This window comes from uncultured Methanobrevibacter sp., assembly GCF_947169325.1.
In the GTDB taxonomy this organism is placed as follows: domain Archaea; phylum Methanobacteriota; class Methanobacteria; order Methanobacteriales; family Methanobacteriaceae; genus Methanocatella.
Genome location: NZ_CAMVPN010000046.1, coordinates 1 through 20,444, shown reverse-complemented (window position 1 = coordinate 20,444; position 20,444 = coordinate 1). Strand labels below are relative to the sequence as shown.

General features: G+C 38.7%; 10 protein-coding genes. 7 read left to right on the top strand and 3 right to left on the bottom strand.

What is annotated here, in order from left to right:
- The 3 genes from Q0W26_RS07455 to Q0W26_RS07445 all read left to right on the top strand — a co-directional run.
- Window positions 1–705 (top strand): carboxypeptidase-like regulatory domain-containing protein (locus Q0W26_RS07455; protein ID WP_298523658.1); only part of this gene is annotated, 705 nt, incomplete at its 5' end.
- Between the two features lie 67 nt (window positions 706–772).
- Window positions 773–4,744 (top strand): C1 family peptidase, encoded by a 3,972-nt coding sequence (locus Q0W26_RS07450; protein ID WP_298523657.1) that lies wholly within the window; start codon window positions 773–775, stop codon window positions 4,742–4,744.
- 84 nt (window positions 4,745–4,828) lie between these two features.
- The gene (locus tag Q0W26_RS07445) at window positions 4,829–8,242 is read left to right on the top strand and encodes a C1 family peptidase (protein WP_298523656.1); all 3,414 of its coding nucleotides are present in this window, start codon (window positions 4,829–4,831) and stop codon (window positions 8,240–8,242) included.
- 10 nt (window positions 8,243–8,252) lie between these two features.
- On the opposite strand, the gene Q0W26_RS07440 is transcribed toward Q0W26_RS07445, so the two are convergent.
- Entirely contained in the window at window positions 8,253–8,951 is a 699-nt protein-coding gene (locus Q0W26_RS07440) for a thymidylate synthase (protein WP_297828305.1), read from the bottom strand.
- Window positions 8,952–9,075: 124 nt separating this feature from the next.
- Here Q0W26_RS07440 and Q0W26_RS07435 point away from each other — a divergent pair, with 124 nt between their 5' ends.
- The gene (locus Q0W26_RS07435) at window positions 9,076–9,426 is read left to right on the top strand and encodes a hypothetical protein (protein ID WP_298523655.1); all 351 of its coding nucleotides are present in this window, start codon (window positions 9,076–9,078) and stop codon (window positions 9,424–9,426) included.
- 185 nt (window positions 9,427–9,611) lie between these two features.
- Here the strand turns inward: Q0W26_RS07435 and Q0W26_RS07430 are convergent, their stop codons facing one another.
- Window positions 9,612–10,184 (bottom strand): sugar O-acetyltransferase, encoded by a 573-nt coding sequence (locus tag Q0W26_RS07430; RefSeq protein ID WP_298523654.1) that lies wholly within the window; start codon window positions 10,182–10,184, stop codon window positions 9,612–9,614.
- A 10-nt stretch (window positions 10,185–10,194) separates the two neighbouring features.
- A complete protein-coding gene (locus tag Q0W26_RS07425) occupies window positions 10,195–10,875 on the bottom strand; it encodes a hypothetical protein (RefSeq protein WP_298523653.1) in 681 nt (226 codons plus the stop codon).
- 189 nt (window positions 10,876–11,064) lie between these two features.
- Between Q0W26_RS07425 and Q0W26_RS07420 the strand changes: the two genes are divergently transcribed.
- The 3 genes from Q0W26_RS07420 to Q0W26_RS07410 form a co-directional block, all read left to right on the top strand.
- A complete protein-coding gene (locus Q0W26_RS07420) occupies window positions 11,065–11,637 on the top strand; it encodes an XRE family transcriptional regulator (RefSeq protein ID WP_297828295.1) in 573 nt (190 codons plus the stop codon).
- Between the two features lie 147 nt (window positions 11,638–11,784).
- The gene (locus Q0W26_RS07415) at window positions 11,785–13,449 is read left to right on the top strand and encodes an AMP-binding protein (RefSeq protein WP_298523652.1); all 1,665 of its coding nucleotides are present in this window, start codon (window positions 11,785–11,787) and stop codon (window positions 13,447–13,449) included.
- A gap of 511 nt (window positions 13,450–13,960) precedes the next feature.
- Window positions 13,961–20,444, top strand: a 6,484-nt coding sequence (locus tag Q0W26_RS07410; RefSeq protein WP_298523651.1) for a Cna B-type domain-containing protein, incomplete at its 3' end; no start/stop codon positions are given.

The following is a 20,444-nucleotide window of genomic DNA, read 5'->3' as shown; positions in this document are numbered from 1 at the left end:
ACTTTGCTTGATTGTATGGGAAATCCTCTATCCAATGTTAATGTATCAATTATCATAGGAGATAACATATATAATGTAAAAAGCAATTCAGATGGAAAGGTATCTGTAACCATCAAGTTGGATCCGGGCTCTTACAGTCTCAAGATAACAAATCCTAACACAACCGAGGTAAAACTCAAGACAATCAAGGTTGTTAAAAGGATTACATTGAACAAGAATCTGGTTATGTATTACGGTTCTTCTTCAGCCTTCAAGGTTAAGGTTTGGGATGACCATGGAAATGTTGCCGTGGGAGTTAAGGTGACATTCAAGATAAACGGCAAGGAATACACAAGAACAAGCGACAAAAACGGATATGCTGGTTTGACAATTAATCTTGCCCCTAGAACTTACACCATATTTGCAGTTTACAGAGGATTCAAGGTAACAAATACCGTTACAGTCAAGCCGACAATAGTCACTAAGGACATTACAGCCAAAAGCGGAAGCATTGTCAAATTCTATGCCAAGACTTTGGATACAAAAGGAAATGTCTTAAAAAATAAGCTTGTCACATTCAAGTTCCAAGGAAGCACATTCAATATAAAAACAAATGACAAGGGCATTGCCTGTTTGAAGATTACAGAAAAACTGAAAATAGGAAAATATACAATCCTTTCCACATATGGTAAATTAACCGTCAAGAATATTATTACAATCAATTAGTTCTTTATTTATATCATAATCAATATACATTATCATTAACGTTCCTTTTTAAGTGGGAGGAATCATTTTGTCTTGTAAACTCAATAAAATCATAATGGTGACATTAGCATTATTCCTGTTGCTCATCGTTATTCCGTCAACATTTGCAATGGATAACGAAACCCTTGCGGATAATGCAGTCATAGCAAATGGCCAAGATTCGGATATTCTATCGGCTGGTGCATACTATTTCGATGCAAGTCTGGAAAACGATACCGGAGACGGGTCAATTAACAATCCATATAAGGAACTGTCTGATTCTAGGATTGTCAACAATTCAGTTCTCCATTTGGCAAACGGTAACTATTCCTTTGCTCAAGTCGAATCATACAAGGACATTTCAGTTTACGGACAGGATGCATCAAAAACCATCATCACCTGCAACAGCAACGGATTGACTGTTTATGGAAACTTCAAACTTAAGAATGTTACCATTATCAATACACAGATTATCAGCGAAGGGACAATCACAGCTACAAATACTATTTTTAAAGGCAGTGAAGCCTCCAATTATGATAAATATGACAACAATGACGGAGGAGCAATATGCTGTCCTTCCAATGAATACAAGGCTATTTTAAACAATTGCTCATTCATCAACAACTTCGCGGAGTATGGGGGAGCAATTTCCATGCATGGAGGTTCCTTGGAAATAAACAACTGCCGATTCATCAACAACACTGCTTATAACTACGGAGGAGCCATAAGTTGCATAGGCATAGCATCATTCAACTCAAAGCTCAAAATAAGGAATTCAGTATTCATCAATGATTCCTCACTGAATGACGCTGGAGGAGCAATCTATGCTAAATTCACAACTTTTGATGGGCAAAAGATTACATTCATATCTTCAAACGCAACATTCGGTTCTGCAGCCACATTATTGAACTCCTATTCAAAGCTATATGATTTAAATCTGTTAAATAACATGGCAAAATATGACGGCGGTGCAATCTACTGCATGTACGGGAATTTAACCGTCCAAACTTCCAGCTTCATCAACAACAGTGCAAACAACGGAGGAGCATTATTCATGGATGGCTGCGATTACTTTTCAATAGAAAGCAATGAATTTAAAAACAATACTGCAAGAATATGTGCAGGAGCATTTTATTCACTTCTAAACGATTACGGATACAACAGGAACAATGTCTATGAAAACAACTCTGCAGTAGCTTATGATGATTTATATGAGGTCTCAAAAATCGTTCCACCTGTTTTAACCGGAAATTATACCATGTACATGTATAACCTTACATTTGACGGACTGCTGCCCGTTTATTATAATTCAGTTGATTTGGGATACGTCACACCCGTTAAGGCTCAGAAAGATGGAGGAAACTGCTGGGCATTTGCTTCACTGGCCGCTCTTGAATCATGCATACTTAAGGCCACAGGCCAAAGCGTTGATTTGTCAGAAGAAAACATGAAAAACCTGATGGAGCGCTACTCCGTTTACGGATGGAACATGGAAACCAACGAGGGAGGATATGATGAAATCGGTTTGGGATATCTTGCTGCATGGCTAGGCCCTGTTTTGGAAAGTGATGATTTATATGATGATAATAGCCATCTGTCACCTCTTTTGGAAAGCATTTTGCATATTCAAAACATTGCATTCATCACAAGAACATCCTACACTGACAATGCAGAAATCAAAAGGGCAATCATCAACTATGGTGGAGTATACAGCGGATTGTACATGAGCGCAAGATACAGTTCAGCTTTGAAGGCTTATTATCAGTATGTCAAAAATGATTTCAACCGCAACCATGCTGTTGAAATAGTCGGTTGGGATGACACTATAAGCATCCCTAACGCTCCGGGTCCCGGGGCATGGATAGCCAAAAACAGCTGGGGACCAGATTGGGGCGATGACGGATATTTCTACATATCATATTATGATGTAACATGCGCCAAATTGAATTCAGAATTTTCAGTATTCACTTTCATCTTGAATGATACAATTAGATACGATAAGAACTATCAGTATGACATTCCCGGAAAAACAGATTATCTCTTGAACAAATCAAACACAGTCTGGTATAAAAACAAGTTCAAAGCAACAGATGACGAGTATCTCGCAGCAGTATCAACATATTTCGAGAAAAAGACCAGCTGGAACCTCTACATATATGTAAACGGTGATTTGAAAATGACCAAAAAGGGTTCTTCAAATCCGGGATACTACACAATTGATTTGGGTGAATTCATCCCTCTAAAAGCTAACGACTCATTTGAAGTAGTTTTCAAGATTAAAGTTTCAGGAAGAGCGGGCGTTCCTATTTCAGAAAGCATAATCCTAAACAATTATTTCTACAAAAAAGGCATTTCATTTTTAAGCTATGACGGCAAAAACTGGAAGGATCTCTATAATCTCGAATGGTCATATACAGACCATGAATATTTCTCACAGGTTGCATGCATCAAGGCATTCACCGTATTGGACCTTATAAATACAACCATTGACTTGGACATTTCATATGACGGCTACAACCCGGTGGATATTACAGCTACCGTATTGAATCAGTATGGTCATAAGGTAAATGCGGGAAAGGTGACATTCAACTTATCCGGTGAAGAATATACTATTGCGGTTTCAAACGGAATAGCTAGGATTACCCATATATTCGAAAGGGGACCGAACAGCATTTCAGCGGTGTTCAATGCCTGCGGATATTCCTCTTCAAGCAATTCAACACAAATCGACGTATCAAAGATTGATGTTGTAATCGATTTGGCTGTATCAACCAGTTATGATGCCGCAACAGCAGTCATCAACATTTCCCAGCCCCTCAATGAAAGCGTTACACTTTCACTGGACAATCAGAACTATACTGTCAAAGCGGTCAATGGAATTGCTTCCTACACATTCAAGTATATTGACTATGGCATGCACAGCATAAGGGCATTCATCAATACCGCACGTTATGAGAGCAATGAGGAGAATGCAGATTTCATGATTCTAATCAAAAAGACTAATTTCATTGCAGATTCATTTACAACAATCTATAAAAGTGGAAAGGAATACGTTTTCAAACTGGAGGATTCATTCGGTGTGGCCCTTGCAAACAAAAAGGTCATAATCAGCATCAAGGGCAAGAACTACACAAGAACCACAAACGGATCTGGTGAAGCTTCAATTGCAATCAATTTGGTTACAGGAAGCTATGATGTAACACTTTACTTCAATGGAGATGGGAATTATTCTGCATCATCAAAGTCATCTAAAGCAATTGTCAAGTCAAGCGTTGACATTTCAAGCACCACATATACATACAATTCAAAAATAAAACTGGTCTTTTTGGATAAGAACTCAAATGCGATTGCCAACAAGAAGGTCACTGTCGTTTTCAACGGAGTCAGCTACAGCCTGACCACCAATTCAGCAGGTGCTGCATATGTGAAGGTTACCCTGAAACCTGGAACATACACCCTAAAGGCCACAAATCCTCTGACAGGGGAAGTTAGAACACAATCCGTAAAGGTTGTTGCAAGAATCACCCAAAACAAAAACGTCAACATGTTCTATGGTGCAGGAACTTCCTATAAGGTAAAGGTTTTGGATGATAACGGAAAGGCGGCGGCAGGTGTGAAGGTCAGATTTGCTTTGAACGGAAAAAGCATCTACAGGACAACTGACAAATATGGATTTGCATCAATTAAAATTTCTTTGGCTCCTAAAACATATACAATCTATGCTGTCTATATGGGATTCAAGGTCACAAACAAGATTGTCGTAAAGCCTACAATAATTACAAAAGACATCACCCAGAAAAGGTCCAATCCGGTCAAGTTTTACGCTAAGCTATTGGACATCAATGGAAACATCCTTAAAAACAAAAGGATTACCTTTACACTCGGATCCAAAACTTACTATACCACTACCAATGCTCAGGGAACGGCCGTCTTAAGCATTTATAATCTTAATATTGGAAAATACACCATCATATCAAAATATTCCACAGCAAGCGTAAGGAATACAATCAAGATAACATAGACAAATCCTAAATTACAGTTGATTATTTATATTATTTTTAATAAAACTATTTATCAAGTAAACTGTAATTTTGGAGGATTTGAATTGATTGATAGGAAAGGTATTTTAGTAATGCTGTTTTCATTTATTTTTCTACTTCTGATAATCCAGTCCAGCTTTGCTTTTGACAATCAAACCGAAAGCGTCACAATAGCTCCCGTTGACGATGTGTTGGAGGCAAGCAATGACTATTACTTCAATTCAACATTAGATGTAAACGGTAATGGAACTGCAGAAAATCCATACAACGACCTGAACGGCAACATTAAAGCCAATAGCGTAAACCACTTGGCCGCCGGTGAATATGGATTTGAAAGCAGCATGGAATTCAGTGACGTGTCTTTCATTGGTGAAGATGCATATAATACGATTATTAACTGCAATGGAAACCCGCTGAACGTATCCAAAAGCTTGAAGCTGATGAATGTGACATTGAAGGATTTCACAATAATCAATAAGGGAACCCTGCAGTGTGAAAATGCAATCTTCGACGGAGGCTACGGATTAAGTCAAGATGAATACGGAAACTCTTTTGGAGGAGCGATATACACTCCATACGGCACAAAGTCATACAAGGTTGACATAAACAACTGTACTTTTAAGAACTGCTATGCCCAATATGGGGGAGCCATCTATATGGATGGTGGAGAGCTCAATATCCTAAATTCCAACTTCATTGACAACATGGCATACTGCTATGGAGGTGCAATAGCCTGTGAATACAACACAAGGGTGAGCATAAACAAGACAAGATTTGTAAATGACAGGTCCGTCAATGACGCAGGTGGAGCAATCTATCTGAAATTATGCAACCTCAATTCAAAGGACTTGACTGTAATCAACTCAACTGCAACTTTCGGAAGCGCAATAACTGCACTTGATTCAAAAGTGTCCCTTTTAAGGTTCACCTCCCAAAACAACAGTGCCCTTTTTGAAGGCGGTGCAATCTATCAGCTCTATGGCGAGTTTACAATACAGCAGTCAAGCTTCATAAACAACTCAGCAAGAAACGGTGGAGCGGTATTCATTGACAATGTTACTTCAATATTTTTTGCAAACAATCTGTTTGAAAACAACAGGGCAGACATTACAGGAGGTGCATATTACGTCCTCTCATCACCGAAATTGAGACTGATGGACAGGTTCATCAACAATTCAGCAAAATTCTATCAAAACGGTTTCGAATCAGAAGGTTATGACTATTGGGATATCGGAAACGGAGACTATCAGATATTCATAAATGAAAACGCAACCTTTGAAGGAATCCTTCCAAGCTATTACAGTTTAATTGAAGAGGGTTACGTTTCATCAATCAGGGACCAGCAATACGGTGGAAACTGCTGGGCATTCACAACACTCGCTTCACTTGAATCATGCATAATGAAGGCTACAGGCATGGAATTCGACCTTTCAGAGGAGAACATGAAAAACATGATTCAAAGATACTCAGGATATGGTCTTGTTCTTGATACCAATGATGGGGGATACATATCAACAGGAATTGGTTATCTTGTCAGCTGGCTTGGCCCTGTAAATGAAATGGAAGACACTTATGACGATTACAGTGTCATATCTCCTCTTTTGAATAGTCTGATGCATGTTCAAAATGTCCTCTTTTTAAAAAGGGACAATTATACAGACAATGATGCCATTAAAGAAGCCATCATCAGATATGGTGCTGTGGGAACAGGAATCAGCTATTATGCCGATTATCTCAATAAGGCCACCAATGCATACTACTGTCCGTACGGCGGAATTAACCATGCAGTGACAATCGTCGGCTGGAACGACACATTCTCAAAATCAAACTTCAGGGGAAATGTTCCCGGCGATGGAGCATGGATTGTGAAAAACAGCTGGGGAAGCAGTTGGGGAGACGACGGATTCTTCTATGTTTCATATTATGACGGAGCCCTTGCAAAAGTCGGCCTTGTCGAGTCATCATTCACATTTATCCTGAACGATACAATGAGATATGATAAGAACTACCAGTATGACGTAAGCGGAAAGACAAACTATTTCTCCAACAATGACGGTTTGATATGGTATCAAAACATCTTCAAATCTGACGGAGAAGAGCTTTTGGCTGCAGTTTCCACATACTTTGAAAAGGAATCCGCATGGAACGTGTCCATTTATGTAAATGACGTGTTGAAGCTGACAAAATCCGGCTCATCAAAGGCAGGATACTATACCATCAATCTGGACCAGTTAATACCTTTGGGAAAGGATGACGAGTTCAAGGTTGTGTTCAATGTTGCTTCAGATGGATATGCCAGAATCCCAATAAGCGAAATGGATCACGTAAACAAGTTCATATCCTCACCTGGCCTTTCATACTTCAGCTATGATGGAGTAAGATGGAATGACCTCTACACAGCATCCACACCATGCGTTGCATGCATAAAGGCATTCACCCTTTTGGACAAGGTCAGTTCAACCATAACATTAACAGTAAATGACAGCCAGTTCAATCCTGTGGAAATCATTGCAAGTGTCGTCGATGAATACGGAAAAGCTGTAAATGAAGGAAACATCATATTTAAGATGGAGGATGTTGAAATTCCGGTTTCAATAGAAAATGGAACAGCTAAAATATCATATAACTTTACAAAGAGCGGTCTTAACAGGGTTGAAGCTATTCTGGACAGCCTCTGTTATCAAAGCGAAAATGCATCAGCCGTTTTCAACGTCTCCAAAGTCTTGCTTGAACTCAACTGCAGTGTAATTGTAAACTCAGATAATGCGGTCATCAGCCTTGTTTTATCCAAAAATATCAATGATACTATCAGATTGCTTGTAAACGGCAAGGAATACATCCTTGATTTAATCAACGGTTCTGCAATCAAGTCATTGGAGAATCTTGCCTTTGGAAACTACTCTTTCCAGGCAATCTTCAGCGATTATGTCTATGAGGCATATGCTTCAGATTCATTCAACGTGACTGTCCACAAGTACAGGATAACCTCAAAGAATTTCGTAACATACTTCAAGAGCAATGCTAAATACACCGTCCGCCTGATTGACGAATCTAACAAGCCTGGCGCAGGAGGGATTGTCAAATTCAGGATAAACGGCAAGACATACACAAGAACAGCGGACAAAAACGGCTATGCCTACCTGAAGATTTCCCTATTGGCTAAAAAATATACCATTACATGTGAAGGAAATGGATTCAAGGTGTCCAGGACAATTACCGTAAAGCCTACCCTGACTGCCAAAAACATGTTGAAAAGCAAGGCCAAGGTCATAAAATTCCATGCAAAACTTGTAAACACAAATGGAAAGGCATATAAGGGCAAGATAATTACCTTTAAGATACATGCAAAAACATACAAGGTAAAGACAGATTCAAAAGGAATAGTTACATTGAATCTTTACGGTCTAAAAATAGGAAAACACTCAATCATTTCCACTTTCGGAAATGCTAAAATAAAAAATAGTATAACAATTAAATAAGGTTTCAACCTTATTTATTTGCTTTTATTAAGTTTCTGGCCGCTTTCAGGTCGGTATTGTAGATGTGGCCTGATGTTGAGTGGTAGTGCACTCCGCCGAAGTTCAGCTTTTCACCGATTATTTCCTTGTTCACTTCCTCTTTCATCTTCAATCCAAGGTATGCTATGAAGAACATGTTTGAGTAGAATGCTCCGAAGATGTCATTGCTTCTGAAGATGCAGTGTATTGTCAGTTCGTTGTCACGAACGAGGCACTGGAGGAACTGAAGGCATGGAATGTCTTCCCTTTCGGCATCCAATTCAGGATCTATAGTAACTGCCACAGCACGGTTTGAACCGGTAGCTGTCAAAATTCTCTGTTTCATTGTGTTGAACTGGTCAATGTCGAAATGGGCGTAGATACGGTTTGGATATGTGTATACGAATCCCTGGTCATCAGGATTTTCAGCTGATTTTACATATTCGTATAATGCATCGCTTTTGATTGGGCAGCCTTCCATATCGAACTTTCCTGACTTGATGTCTGAAAGGAGCATCTCAGGAGTGTAGTGCTGGTATTTTGCCCTGAACTTCAAGTCAAAAGGGTCATCAATAACATAGAAGTTTCCCAAATATTCCATCAGATGGTGATTTGAGTCCTTATATGTTTCTTTTCCTTGTTTTAAGATTTTTTCAACAAAATCTAAATAGCATTGGTTAATAGTTAACATGATAAACAGTCCTTCTAAATTAATATTAATTCTATAAGGGATAATATAAATAATTTATATTTTTGGCCTAAAAAACTAAAATATTTATAAGTCGTTTTTTTAATATAATAATTGGAGGTTATTAATGAAGACTAGTCATTTGATTTTAATTATAGTCATTATTGCGGTTCTGATTCTTGGAGGTTCATTTGCCCTTAAGACCTTTTCAAAGGCTAATGAACAGAATGACAACAGCACCAAATTGAGCACCAACAATACAAATTCCACTGTGCACATGAATTCAAACATAAGCAGCAATGCGTCAATTGCAAACGCTACTGAAATATACAGCAGTGATGACAGCAGTGTTGCATATACCGGTGAGTCATATTCGGATAGTTCATATTCCGATGAGAGTGTTGCCTATACTGGTGAGTCATATTCAGATGAATCATATTACAGTGATGAGAGTACCGCTTACACAGAAGGATACTGATCAAGGATTTTTTTAACAAAATCCTTCAATTTAATTTTTAACATGTAGATGATACAATTCAATAATCATCATCAATAGAATATCTTTTATTATATTAAATATCCATTCATTTATTTTAATGGTTCTATTTTTCAAAATGTTTTAATAAAAAAAGAAATTAATTTTTTAGTGATGAAATGGGATAGCTATTCATCACTGATTTTTCTTATGATTTTTGCAGGCACTCCGGCAACAATTGTGTTGTTCGGCACGTCCTTTGTAACCACCGCACCTGCAGCAACAATGGAATTTTCACCTATTGTTACTCCTGGAAGCACTGTGACATTTGAGCCCAGCCATGCATTGCTTCCTATGTGGATTGCACTGGGATTCATGTCCTGCCTGTGTGCAGGGTCAAATTCATGGTTGAGTGTCAAAAGACATGCGTTATGTCCGATCAAAACGTCATCGCCGATGAATATTCCTCCCTGGTCCTGCATCTTGCATCCTGAATTTATGAAAACGTTTTTTCCTACATGAATGTTTTTCCCGAAATCGGTATTGAATGGAGGGATAAGCCCCAGGGTTTCGTTGATTTCTGTATTGGTAAGCTCTGCGAAGAGTTGTTGAATCTCATCCGGTGTGTGAAATTCGCTGTTGATTTTATGTGTTATTCTTAAGGCATCCTGAAGCGCCCCATGCATGAATTCATGTTCCTTTGAACCGCCGATAATCTTTTTTCCTGTCTTTACATATTCCAAATATTCTTCCAAATCCATTTTAATCATCCTATGCATACCTTACCATCAAATCGAACAGCTCTTTGGTTTTCTGGGTGGACTGAAATTCGAAAATGTTTTCCGGAATCTCATACACGAAGGTAGGATATCCCGCACTTGCTATCGGTTTAGAAACGAGAACTGCTGAAGATGACTTGTAGGTTTCATTTCCGGTGACCGGATAATAGTTGAAGTCGCTGGTTTCGTTTATCTTTTTGGCAATGTCAACTGATGCATTGTCCATTTCAGGAGTCGCCAGGTAGAATCCTTCGCCGTATTCCGGAACATGTGAATGGCTAATGATTACGCAGTCAGCATCTGAAGATGTGACGTCTGGGTTGATGAATTCGTTTACAAGGCTTTCTCCGTTGGCCCTTCCCACTTCATAGTCTTCAGGACTGTCGGTTACTGTTACTTTGTAGTGTATGATTTTGACATCGTTGCTTGAAAATTCCTTTGCGGCCTGGATTTCAGGATCGATTGCAAGTTTTTCCCTTGGGTGCATTCCTGTAATCAGGGCTATTGAGGCTGGGGCGGACTCGTTTCCATAGACAATCTTTTCAACGGTTCCGGCGCTGGTGCTTCCGATTGTTCCATGGGAATGCTCCTCCACTGAACCTCCGGAGAAAAGGATGATGCCAATAATCGCAATGACTGCTATTATGATAATCACTTTAATTCTGTTATTCAAACTCTCACCTATTTAATTATTATGTCCATGACGTTTAATATGTCTTTTGAATATCCGTCAGTATTTCATATCAAATGTTAAGTAAATATGTGCTTTTGTTTACTTTTAGGATACTTTTATATAGATTGTTAAATATAGTTATTAATACTTAAATCTTTAAGTAAAAATCCAAAATTTTGAGTGAAAAACATGACAAACGAAGACTTTGCAAAAAAGATAAAAGACATTAGAGAAAGACAAGATATGAGCATTGAGGATTTAGCCGAAAGAAGCGGTGTAAAGCTCGAAGTCCTAAAGGCTATGGAAGCAGGAGAAGTTATTCCGTCCCTTACTCCATTAACCAAAATGGCAAGGGCACTTGGAGTCCGTTTAGGTACATTTCTAGATGACACACCTGAACTCGGACCTGTAGTCACCAGAGGCGGAAAGACTGAAAACTCACTTTATTTCTCCGGAAGGGAAGACGTGACCAATGCTACCAACCTGGAATTCCATTCATTAGGCGCAGGAAAAATAGACAGGAACATCGACCCGTTCATAATTGACATTGAATATGAGGAAGGCGAAAAGGAACTCTCCTCACACGAAGGCGAAGAGTTCATCTATGTTTTAGAAGGCGAAATAGAAGTGATTTATGGAAAGGACACCTATACAATAGGTAAGGGAGATACAATCTTTTACGATTCCGTAGTGCCTCATCACCTCCATGCAAGCGGTGAAGACAAAGCGAAGATACTTGCGGTACTCTATACTCCATACTAGGGATTTGATAGAATGAATAAAATAGCTTATACTCCAAAAGGATTTTTCACAGACGATTTGGATTTGTACTTGAACACATTGCAGTTGGGATTGCATTTATGATTTGCATTGGGATAAGTTATTTTATTTAATAAATGAGGTGTTAAAATGAGTGAATTATTTACAGAGTTACCAATTGGAAAATTTTTTGAATCAATGGTTGAAAAGCAGCCGGATCACGAATTTATTGTTTATCCAGACAGAAACTTAAGATTTACATACAAGGAATTTAATGAAAGAATTGACAATCTAGCAAAGGGAATGCTAGCTATCGGAATTGAAAAAGGGGATAGAGTTGGAATTTGGGCTAAAAACGTCCCTGAATGGTTGACCTACATGTTTGCAACTGCAAGGATAGGAGCTACAATAGTGACCGTAAACACAGCATACCAGTCACATGAACTTGAATACGTATTGCAGCAGTCTGAAATGAAGGCACTGGCAATGACCGACGGATTTAGGGACACAAGCTATTTCGATATTATAAACGAACTTGTGCCTGAACTCAAGAACTGTGCAAGGGGACATCTTGTTGCTGAAAAGTTCCCGTTCCTGAAATTCATATTCCACGTCGGTCAGGAAAAGCATAGGGGAATGTTCAATACCAACGAACTGATTCTTCTTGGAATGAACTACGATGACGATGAGTTCCAGAAGGTAAAGGATGCCGTTACCCAGCATGATGTAATCAATATGCAGTACACATCAGGTACCGAAGGATTCCCTAAAGGAGTAATGCTTACAAGCCGAAACATCCTAAACGACGGATATTACATTGGAGAAAACATGAACTATACAGAAAAGGACAGGCTGCTTCTGCAGGTGCCTCTTTTCCATTGTTTCGGAACAGTTTTAGGTGTTATGGCAGTAATCACTCACGGATCAACAATGGTCGTCCTGGAGGAATATGATCCTCTTTTGGCTATTTCATCCATCCAAAAGGAAAAGTGCACATCCATCTATGGAGTGCCTACAATGTTTATTGGAATGATGAACCATCCAATGTTTGACATGTTTGACATGAGTTCCCTTCGTACAGGAATCATGGCGGGCTCAACATGTCCTGTGGAGACCATGAAGGATGCAATCAACAAGATGAACATGACTGAAATCACAAGCGTATACGGTCTTACCGAAGCTGGACCTGGATTCACCCAGACCAATGCCGCAGACACATTCGAGAAGAAAATCAACACCGTAGGGCGCAAGTTCCCTAACATTGAAGTTAAAATCGTTGACCCGGAAACCGGTGAGGAATTGGGTCCTGGCGAAACAGGTGAAATCATGTGCAGAGGTTTCAATGTGATGAAAGGTTATTACAACATGCCTGAAAAGACTGCAGAAACCATTGAACCGGACGGATGGTTACACTCCGGAGACATTGCAACAGTCGATGAGGACGGATACTACTCCATTGTCGGACGTATCAAGGACATGATCATCAGAGGAGGGGAAAACATCTATCCTCGTGAAATCGAGGAATATCTCTTTACCCACGAATGCGTACAGGACGTTCAGGTTGCCGGAATTCCGGATGAGAAGTACGGTGAAATCGTTGGGGCTTTCATCATTAAAGAGGAAGGCTTTGATGACGTTACAGAAGCGGATATCCGTGATTTCTGCATAGGTTCAATCGCAAGGTTCAAAGTGCCTAAATATGTATTCTTTGTAGATGAGTTCCCTCTTACAACAAGCGGAAAAATCCAAAAATACAAATTTGGTGAAATCGGACTCAAGCTATTGGAGGAAAGACGCGAAAGGGGAGAATTATAACTCTCCTAAACTTTTTATTTTTCATATGATCTTTTTATTGCACTTTTTTTCTTAAACAGATACTTAAATTGAGTCTAAATTTTATTACCTACATTAATTAAATTGTATTCAATTAATGTTTATTTGTCATTTTTTTATATGCTTTTTAGATGTTTTTAATCATTTATTTCTTATATACTAATTCAAATTCAAATTCTATTATTGTTTGTAGATATTCTAACGATTAGGTCCTAATTTTTTTTTATTTTTGCAATTGGGCCTCAAATTGAAAAGTATATAAATGGGGTTAATCTAATATTGTTCTGTAAAAGAATTTTTGCTTTTAAACAAACCAATATTATGTAACGTATTTTTTACATGATTTTGAAATTCTTTTATGATTTAATTAAATATTTAATTAAGTTGATATGGTAAATCTGATTTACCATATGGGTAAGTAAAAAATTGTATTCAAGGAGGAGAAAATATCAAAAATATAATAAAACCTGTTTTATTAATTTTGATATTGTTCTTGTTCGTATCTTTAGTGGGAGTAGTTTGTGCATCGGAAGATTCGGCAATGAACGGTACAACATTGATGAACACAAATGATGAAATGTTGAGCGTTTCGCAGGATATGGCCGATGGTGGCAACTTGAAAATCACTAATGATGAAGAATTATCAGCCGCACATGTCGTTTCCGGAAACACTTTCAACGATATCCAGACAGCAATAAATAATGCCGCATCTGGAGATATTATTTATCTGGGTGGTAAAACCTTCACTGCATCCGGTTCTATAATCAATGTCAATAAGAACGTGACAATCATTGGTGGAACCAGCGATAATCCAAACGGTTTTTCCACTTTGAATGGAAACGGAAACAACCATGCGATTTTTAGGTTAAACGCATCCGGAATCGTCCTGACCAACATTAAATTCATCAACGGTCATCACGGTAATGACCAGTCAGCCGGAGCTATTGAAGTTCTGAGTTCTGAGTGTACCGTGGCGAATTCTACCTTTGATAATTGTATGGGGGTTAATGGTGGTGCATTGCACAGTACATCATCTGCTACCAGTCTTAAGATAGATAACTGTAATTTTACAGATAATAATGTTGAGTGGTCAGAAAGAGGTGGAGCAATGTATCTTGAAGGAACAACTGAAATCAGCAATTGTAATTTCAACGGAAATCATGCTCAAAATTACGGTGCAGTTTACAGTGCCGGAACCATAAAAGTTACCAATTCCAATTTCACTGAAAATTATTGTAGTAACAGCAATGGAGGAGCACTCTTCATTGGAGGATCAAATTCTTTAGTGGAGGATTGTAATTTCATGGACAATTATCTCACTCAGAATCATCTGAGAGGGGGTGCAATTGCATTAACCGGTTCAAATTCCAATATCAGAAACAGCAATTTCGAAAGAAACTGGGCTGGATCTGGTGGTGCAATTTACAATACCGGTCAGAACAATAAGATTGAAGGATGCAACTTCACTAAAAACAGAGCAGACAATGCAGACAATAGTGGAGGAGCAATCTATTCAACCGGGTCAGGTTTAACAGTAACTGATGGCTTTTTTGAGGAAAATCACGCTAGAAATGTAGGCAATGACATTTACAGCAGCGGTGCTAATGGATTAATTTCAGATTCCAGTTTTACCGGAAAATGCGATTTAAGTGTTTCAAAAGAAAACAATGCTTTGAAATGCACTTTAGCAGTAGATTTGGGAGATTCAATTAAAGGCAATGCCCAATTGGATAATCTATACTACTGGGACGGAGAATCAAAAACTCCTATTGATGTTTCTGAAGGAACAAAAATCAATTTGTCCAATAAGAATGTCACTGTTGAAATTTATGACAACGGAAATCTGTATGACACAAACACCAGCCTCACAAATGCTGACGGCCAGGTCTCATATGATTACAGCAGCATTCCATTCGGAGAATATACATATAAGGCATATTATACAGATGATGAATCCGTAATGAAGCAGGGTAATTTATTTGAGACAGTTTCTGGAAATACATTTTCTGACATTCAACGCGCAATTGATGCTGCATCTCCGGGAGATGTACTTTATCTAAAAGGCATCACATATACCAACGACATGGCAAATAACATAGTAATCAATAAGCCGATTACACTCATTGGTACAGACGGCACAGTTCTGGATGCTCAAGGCAAGTCCAGAATCATTTACAGTTACAGTAACGATCCATCCGTCAAAGTAAACCTTGAAAACATTACTTTCAAAAATGGTAAGAATAATGACCAAGGTGGAGCGATTACAGTTGGTGACATAACACTATCCGTAAACGGCTGTCATTTTGAAAACAATACCGCAAATCAAGGTAAAGCAGTATACACATGGGGAAACCATGTACATGTTTCAAATTCCACTTTCAAGCAAAACAGTGATTTTACTGTCAGTGGACGTGACCACCAATTAGTGTTATCCGTTGAATCCGATTATTCCAATATGATTGCAGAAAATGCCTTAAAGGACAATCTAAGCTATTGGAACGGTTCATCATACAAGACTTCTGATGAATTTCCTGACTGGCCTGCAGTTGATTTGCCTAATCAGAATGTAGCATTGGAAATCTATGACTCAAACGGCCAAATGGTTGGCGAGCGCATTACAGGTGTGACTGATGAAAACGGTGAATTCGTATATGACTATTCTGATCTTCCTGTTGGCGACTATACTTATAAGGCCTATTATTTGGATGCAGATCCAGATGTTGTAAAACAAGGTAAGCTTTACACTATAGTTGAGGGAAACAAGTTTTCAGATATCCAAAATGCAATAGATGCCGCAACCGAAGGTGAAACACTTTATCTGAAGGATGTTACCTATACAAATGACATAGGTAATATGGTAATAGACAAGCAGGTTTCAATCATCGGAACAGAAGGCACAGTTTTGGATGCAGAAAATAAGTCCAGGATTTTCCATATTGAAAGCACAGCAGATAATGTGGTTCTCGAAAATATAGAGTTTAGAAATGGTAATGAAAGTGGCAATAGCCAGTTTCCTGACCAAAGGAATGGAGGATATGGTGGGGCAATCTACATCAGCCCTAATGCGAATGGAGGTTTAATAAGGAATTCAACATTCGTCAACAACTCTGCTTCCTTAGGTGGTGGAGCCGTCTACAATCAACACTGCGAACATTGGAAAGTCGATAACTGTACATTTGTCGATAATGCAGCTTATGGTGAAACCAATCATGTGCCATATGGTGGTGGAGCAATATGGTCTTGTGAAGCTGTTACTAAAGTAACCAATTCAACTTTCATAGGCAATAAAGCTCCATACGGTGGTGCTTTAAGAGGTGCATTCAATATATATGATTCCACTTTCGACAGCAATAACGCTACTGACGGTAACGGTGGTGCTATAGATGTTGCAACATATGCGGCTCTTGCATATGGCCTTAAACTTGAATTTGCAAATTCCACATTCACCAACAACAGTGCAAACGGTGACCGTGGTGATTTCTATGACCATGGAAGAGCGCAAGGTGGTGCAATCCACATTTTCGAGATTCAGGAAGTTGACATGTACAACTGTACCTGCATCAACAACACTGCCGATAGGGGAGGAGCTGTTGACTTTTACAAAATGAACGTCACTAATGTAGACAACTGTACTTTTGTAAACAACACAGCTTACCATGAAGGTGGTGGTCTTGCGATTTTCTGCAGCGACAGTACATTCAAGGATTCAATAATCTCCAACAACAATGCCGGAACCGACGGTGGTGCTGTTTGGGTTACTGGAGATACCTGTCTTTTTGACAATGTTACTTCAGAAAACAACACAGCTTCAAGAGGAGGTTCCTCATATGTTCGCGGTAGCTACATTTCAGTAGAAAATTCAGTATTCAATAACAACAGTGCAATTAAAAACGAAAGCGCTGACAGTGGTTTAGGTGGAGCATTAGACATTGAAGGTCAAAAATGTCATCTCATAAATGTAAGCTCTTCTGACAACAACGCTTCATACGGTGGATCAACATTCATCAGAGGCCACAATACAATTGTTGTAAATTCCACATTCACCAACAACAACGCTACAGTAAACGGTGGTGGTTTGGATGTTGCAGGAGACAACTGTAATTTTGAAAATGTAACCATTTCCAACTGTCATGCAGTTGAACACGGTGGTGGAGCTTATGTGGAAGGTGACAACAACAACTTCACCAACATAACATCCGAGTATAACAGCGCCCAATTCGGTGGTGCTTTATCCATTATAGGTAATGATATACTGGTTCAGAATTCATCAATATCCCACAACAACGCAACAAACAGTGGTGGTGGAATATACCTTGAAGGTGAAGACTGTAAGTTCTTCTACAATAATGTCACATATAACAATGCTGTAGACCCTACAGGTGAATCATTTACCGCTGGTGGAGGAATTGCCGTTTCAGTGCTGTCCGGATCTTACACCAACCTCACTCACAACAATATTTCCTGCAACCATGCGACAGATACCGGTGGTGGAGTGCTCATTTTCAACCTTGGTGACGGTATATATTTCGAAGATATATACGCATACAACAACACGGCTGAAAATGGTGGTTTTGCCCAACTCATGTTGGCTTATGATTTAATCGTCAAAAACTCCACATTCGTTGAGAATCACGCTACTGGTGATATTTTCGGAACTATTGACAGAGGAGAAGGTGGTGCTTTCCAAATTTCCAATGCATTCCATGCAGATATTCAGGCTAACTTCTATAACAATACAGCTATGAACGGTTCTGCAATTTATGCACAGGATTCAGTAATACATATTCATGACTCCAATTTCTTTGACAACCAGGCACATTCATATTATTTGATTGCCGCTCCGCAAAATGGCACAACATATAAAGTCAACGATACTAAAATCGTTACTTTCAGCCATATAGGTGGGGATAATATTGCTAATGCCATTCATAACAGGGATGGTGAAAGTTATATTACATTAAACAATATTACATTCCCGTTCTATCATAACGGAGTTGAAGAAATAAGGACAACACCGGAAGGAGTAGACCTCGTTCCTGTAGTAGGATATGAAAACTTTGACGGAACAAACATATACCTTGATGATTTGGAAGACAATCAGGTAATATACTACGAGGTATACAACAATAAAACCGGAGAGCTAATCAGAAACGGATCTGCTAGAACTGACATCAACGGTACTATCGATATAAACCTTACCGATTTAGGCGTTGGAGTATATCTCATCAAGGCATGGTATAACGAAACAACATACTATACAGAAATTACCAATGAGACAATAATCATTGTTATGGAAGAGATTCAGCCTAACATGACAGTTGATAAGGATTCCATGAACGGTACAACCATTCTTTACGAGGGCGATATTGTCGCGTTCAACATTACAGTATACAATACAGGTAGTCATGTTCTTGGAAATGTAACCGTAAATGAATTCTACAACCATTCAGAATTGAATTACTATGACCATAGCGATAAGGCATTGTGGAACAAATCTGGTGATGTTTTCTCTTATCTCAATGATTTGGGAATAGGGGAGAACGCAACATTCACTATATGGTTCGTGACATTGACAAACGGTACACTGGTAAATAACGTGACCGCAAGGTCAAACATGACCAATGAAACCAACTCCAGTGCCAACGTGACAGTCTATAAACGCATTTCAGTCAATGTAACAAAAATTTGGGACGATGACAACAATCGTGATGGCATCAGACCTGAAAACGTTACAGTTGAATTGTATGCCGATGGCGTGAAAATAAAAAATGCCACCTTAAATGCTACAAATGGCTGGAAGTATACTTTCGATAATCTGAATACCTATAGGGACAACCTTACATTCATAAACTATACAATTCGTGAGGTTCCTGTTGCAGGATATAATGTAACAATAACCAATAATACTGCAGGCAATTTCACCGTTACAAACAGTCACATTCCTTTAATTACTTCTGTAAACGTTACTAAAGTTTGGGAGGATGACGGTAATCGTGACGGTATCAGACCTGGCAGTGTAGTCGTTGAGTTACTTGCTAACGGTACTAAAATCAAAGAAGCTACATTAACAGCTAATAACAGTTGGTTTGCTTCATTTACCGATTTGTATGTGTATGCTCATAATGGTTCATTGATTAATTATACTGTACGTGAGGTTCCTGTTGAAGGCTATAACACTACAATAACTAATAATACTGCTGGCAATTATACTGTTACCAACAGTCATGTTCCTGTTTTAACTTCAGTTAATGTTACTAAAGTTTGGGAGGATGACGGTAATCGTGACGGCATCAGACCAGTAAGCGTTGTTGTTGAATTGCTTGCAAACGGAACTAAAATCGATGAAGCTACCTTAAATGCTACTAATAGCTGGTTTGCTTCATTTACTGATTTATATGTATATGCTCACAATGGTTCATTGATTAATTATACTATACGTGAGGTTCCTGTTGAAGGCTATAACACAACTATAACTAACAGTACTGCTGGCAATTATACTGTTACCAACAGTCATATTCCTCAAGTTACTTCTGTAAACGTTACTAAGGTTTGGGAGGATGACGGTAATCGTGACGGCATCAGACCGGTTAGTGTTGTTGTTGAATTGTTAGCTAATGGAACTAAAATTGATGAAGTTACCTTAAATGCTGGTAACAGCTGGTTTGCTTCATTTACCGATTTATACGTATATGCACACAACGGTACTTTAATCAATTATACTGTTCGCGAGGTTCCTGTAGAAGGTTATAATACTACTATAACAAATAATACAGCGGGTAATTTCACTGTTACTAATACTCACATTCCTTTGGTGACTTCTGTAAATGTTACTAAGGTTTGGGAGGATGACGGTAATCGTGATGGCATCAGACCTGTTAGCGTTGTTGTTGAATTGCTTGCAAACGGTACTAAAGTCGATGAAGCTACCTTAAATGTTAATAACAGTTGGTTCGTTTCATTTACTGATTTGTATGTGT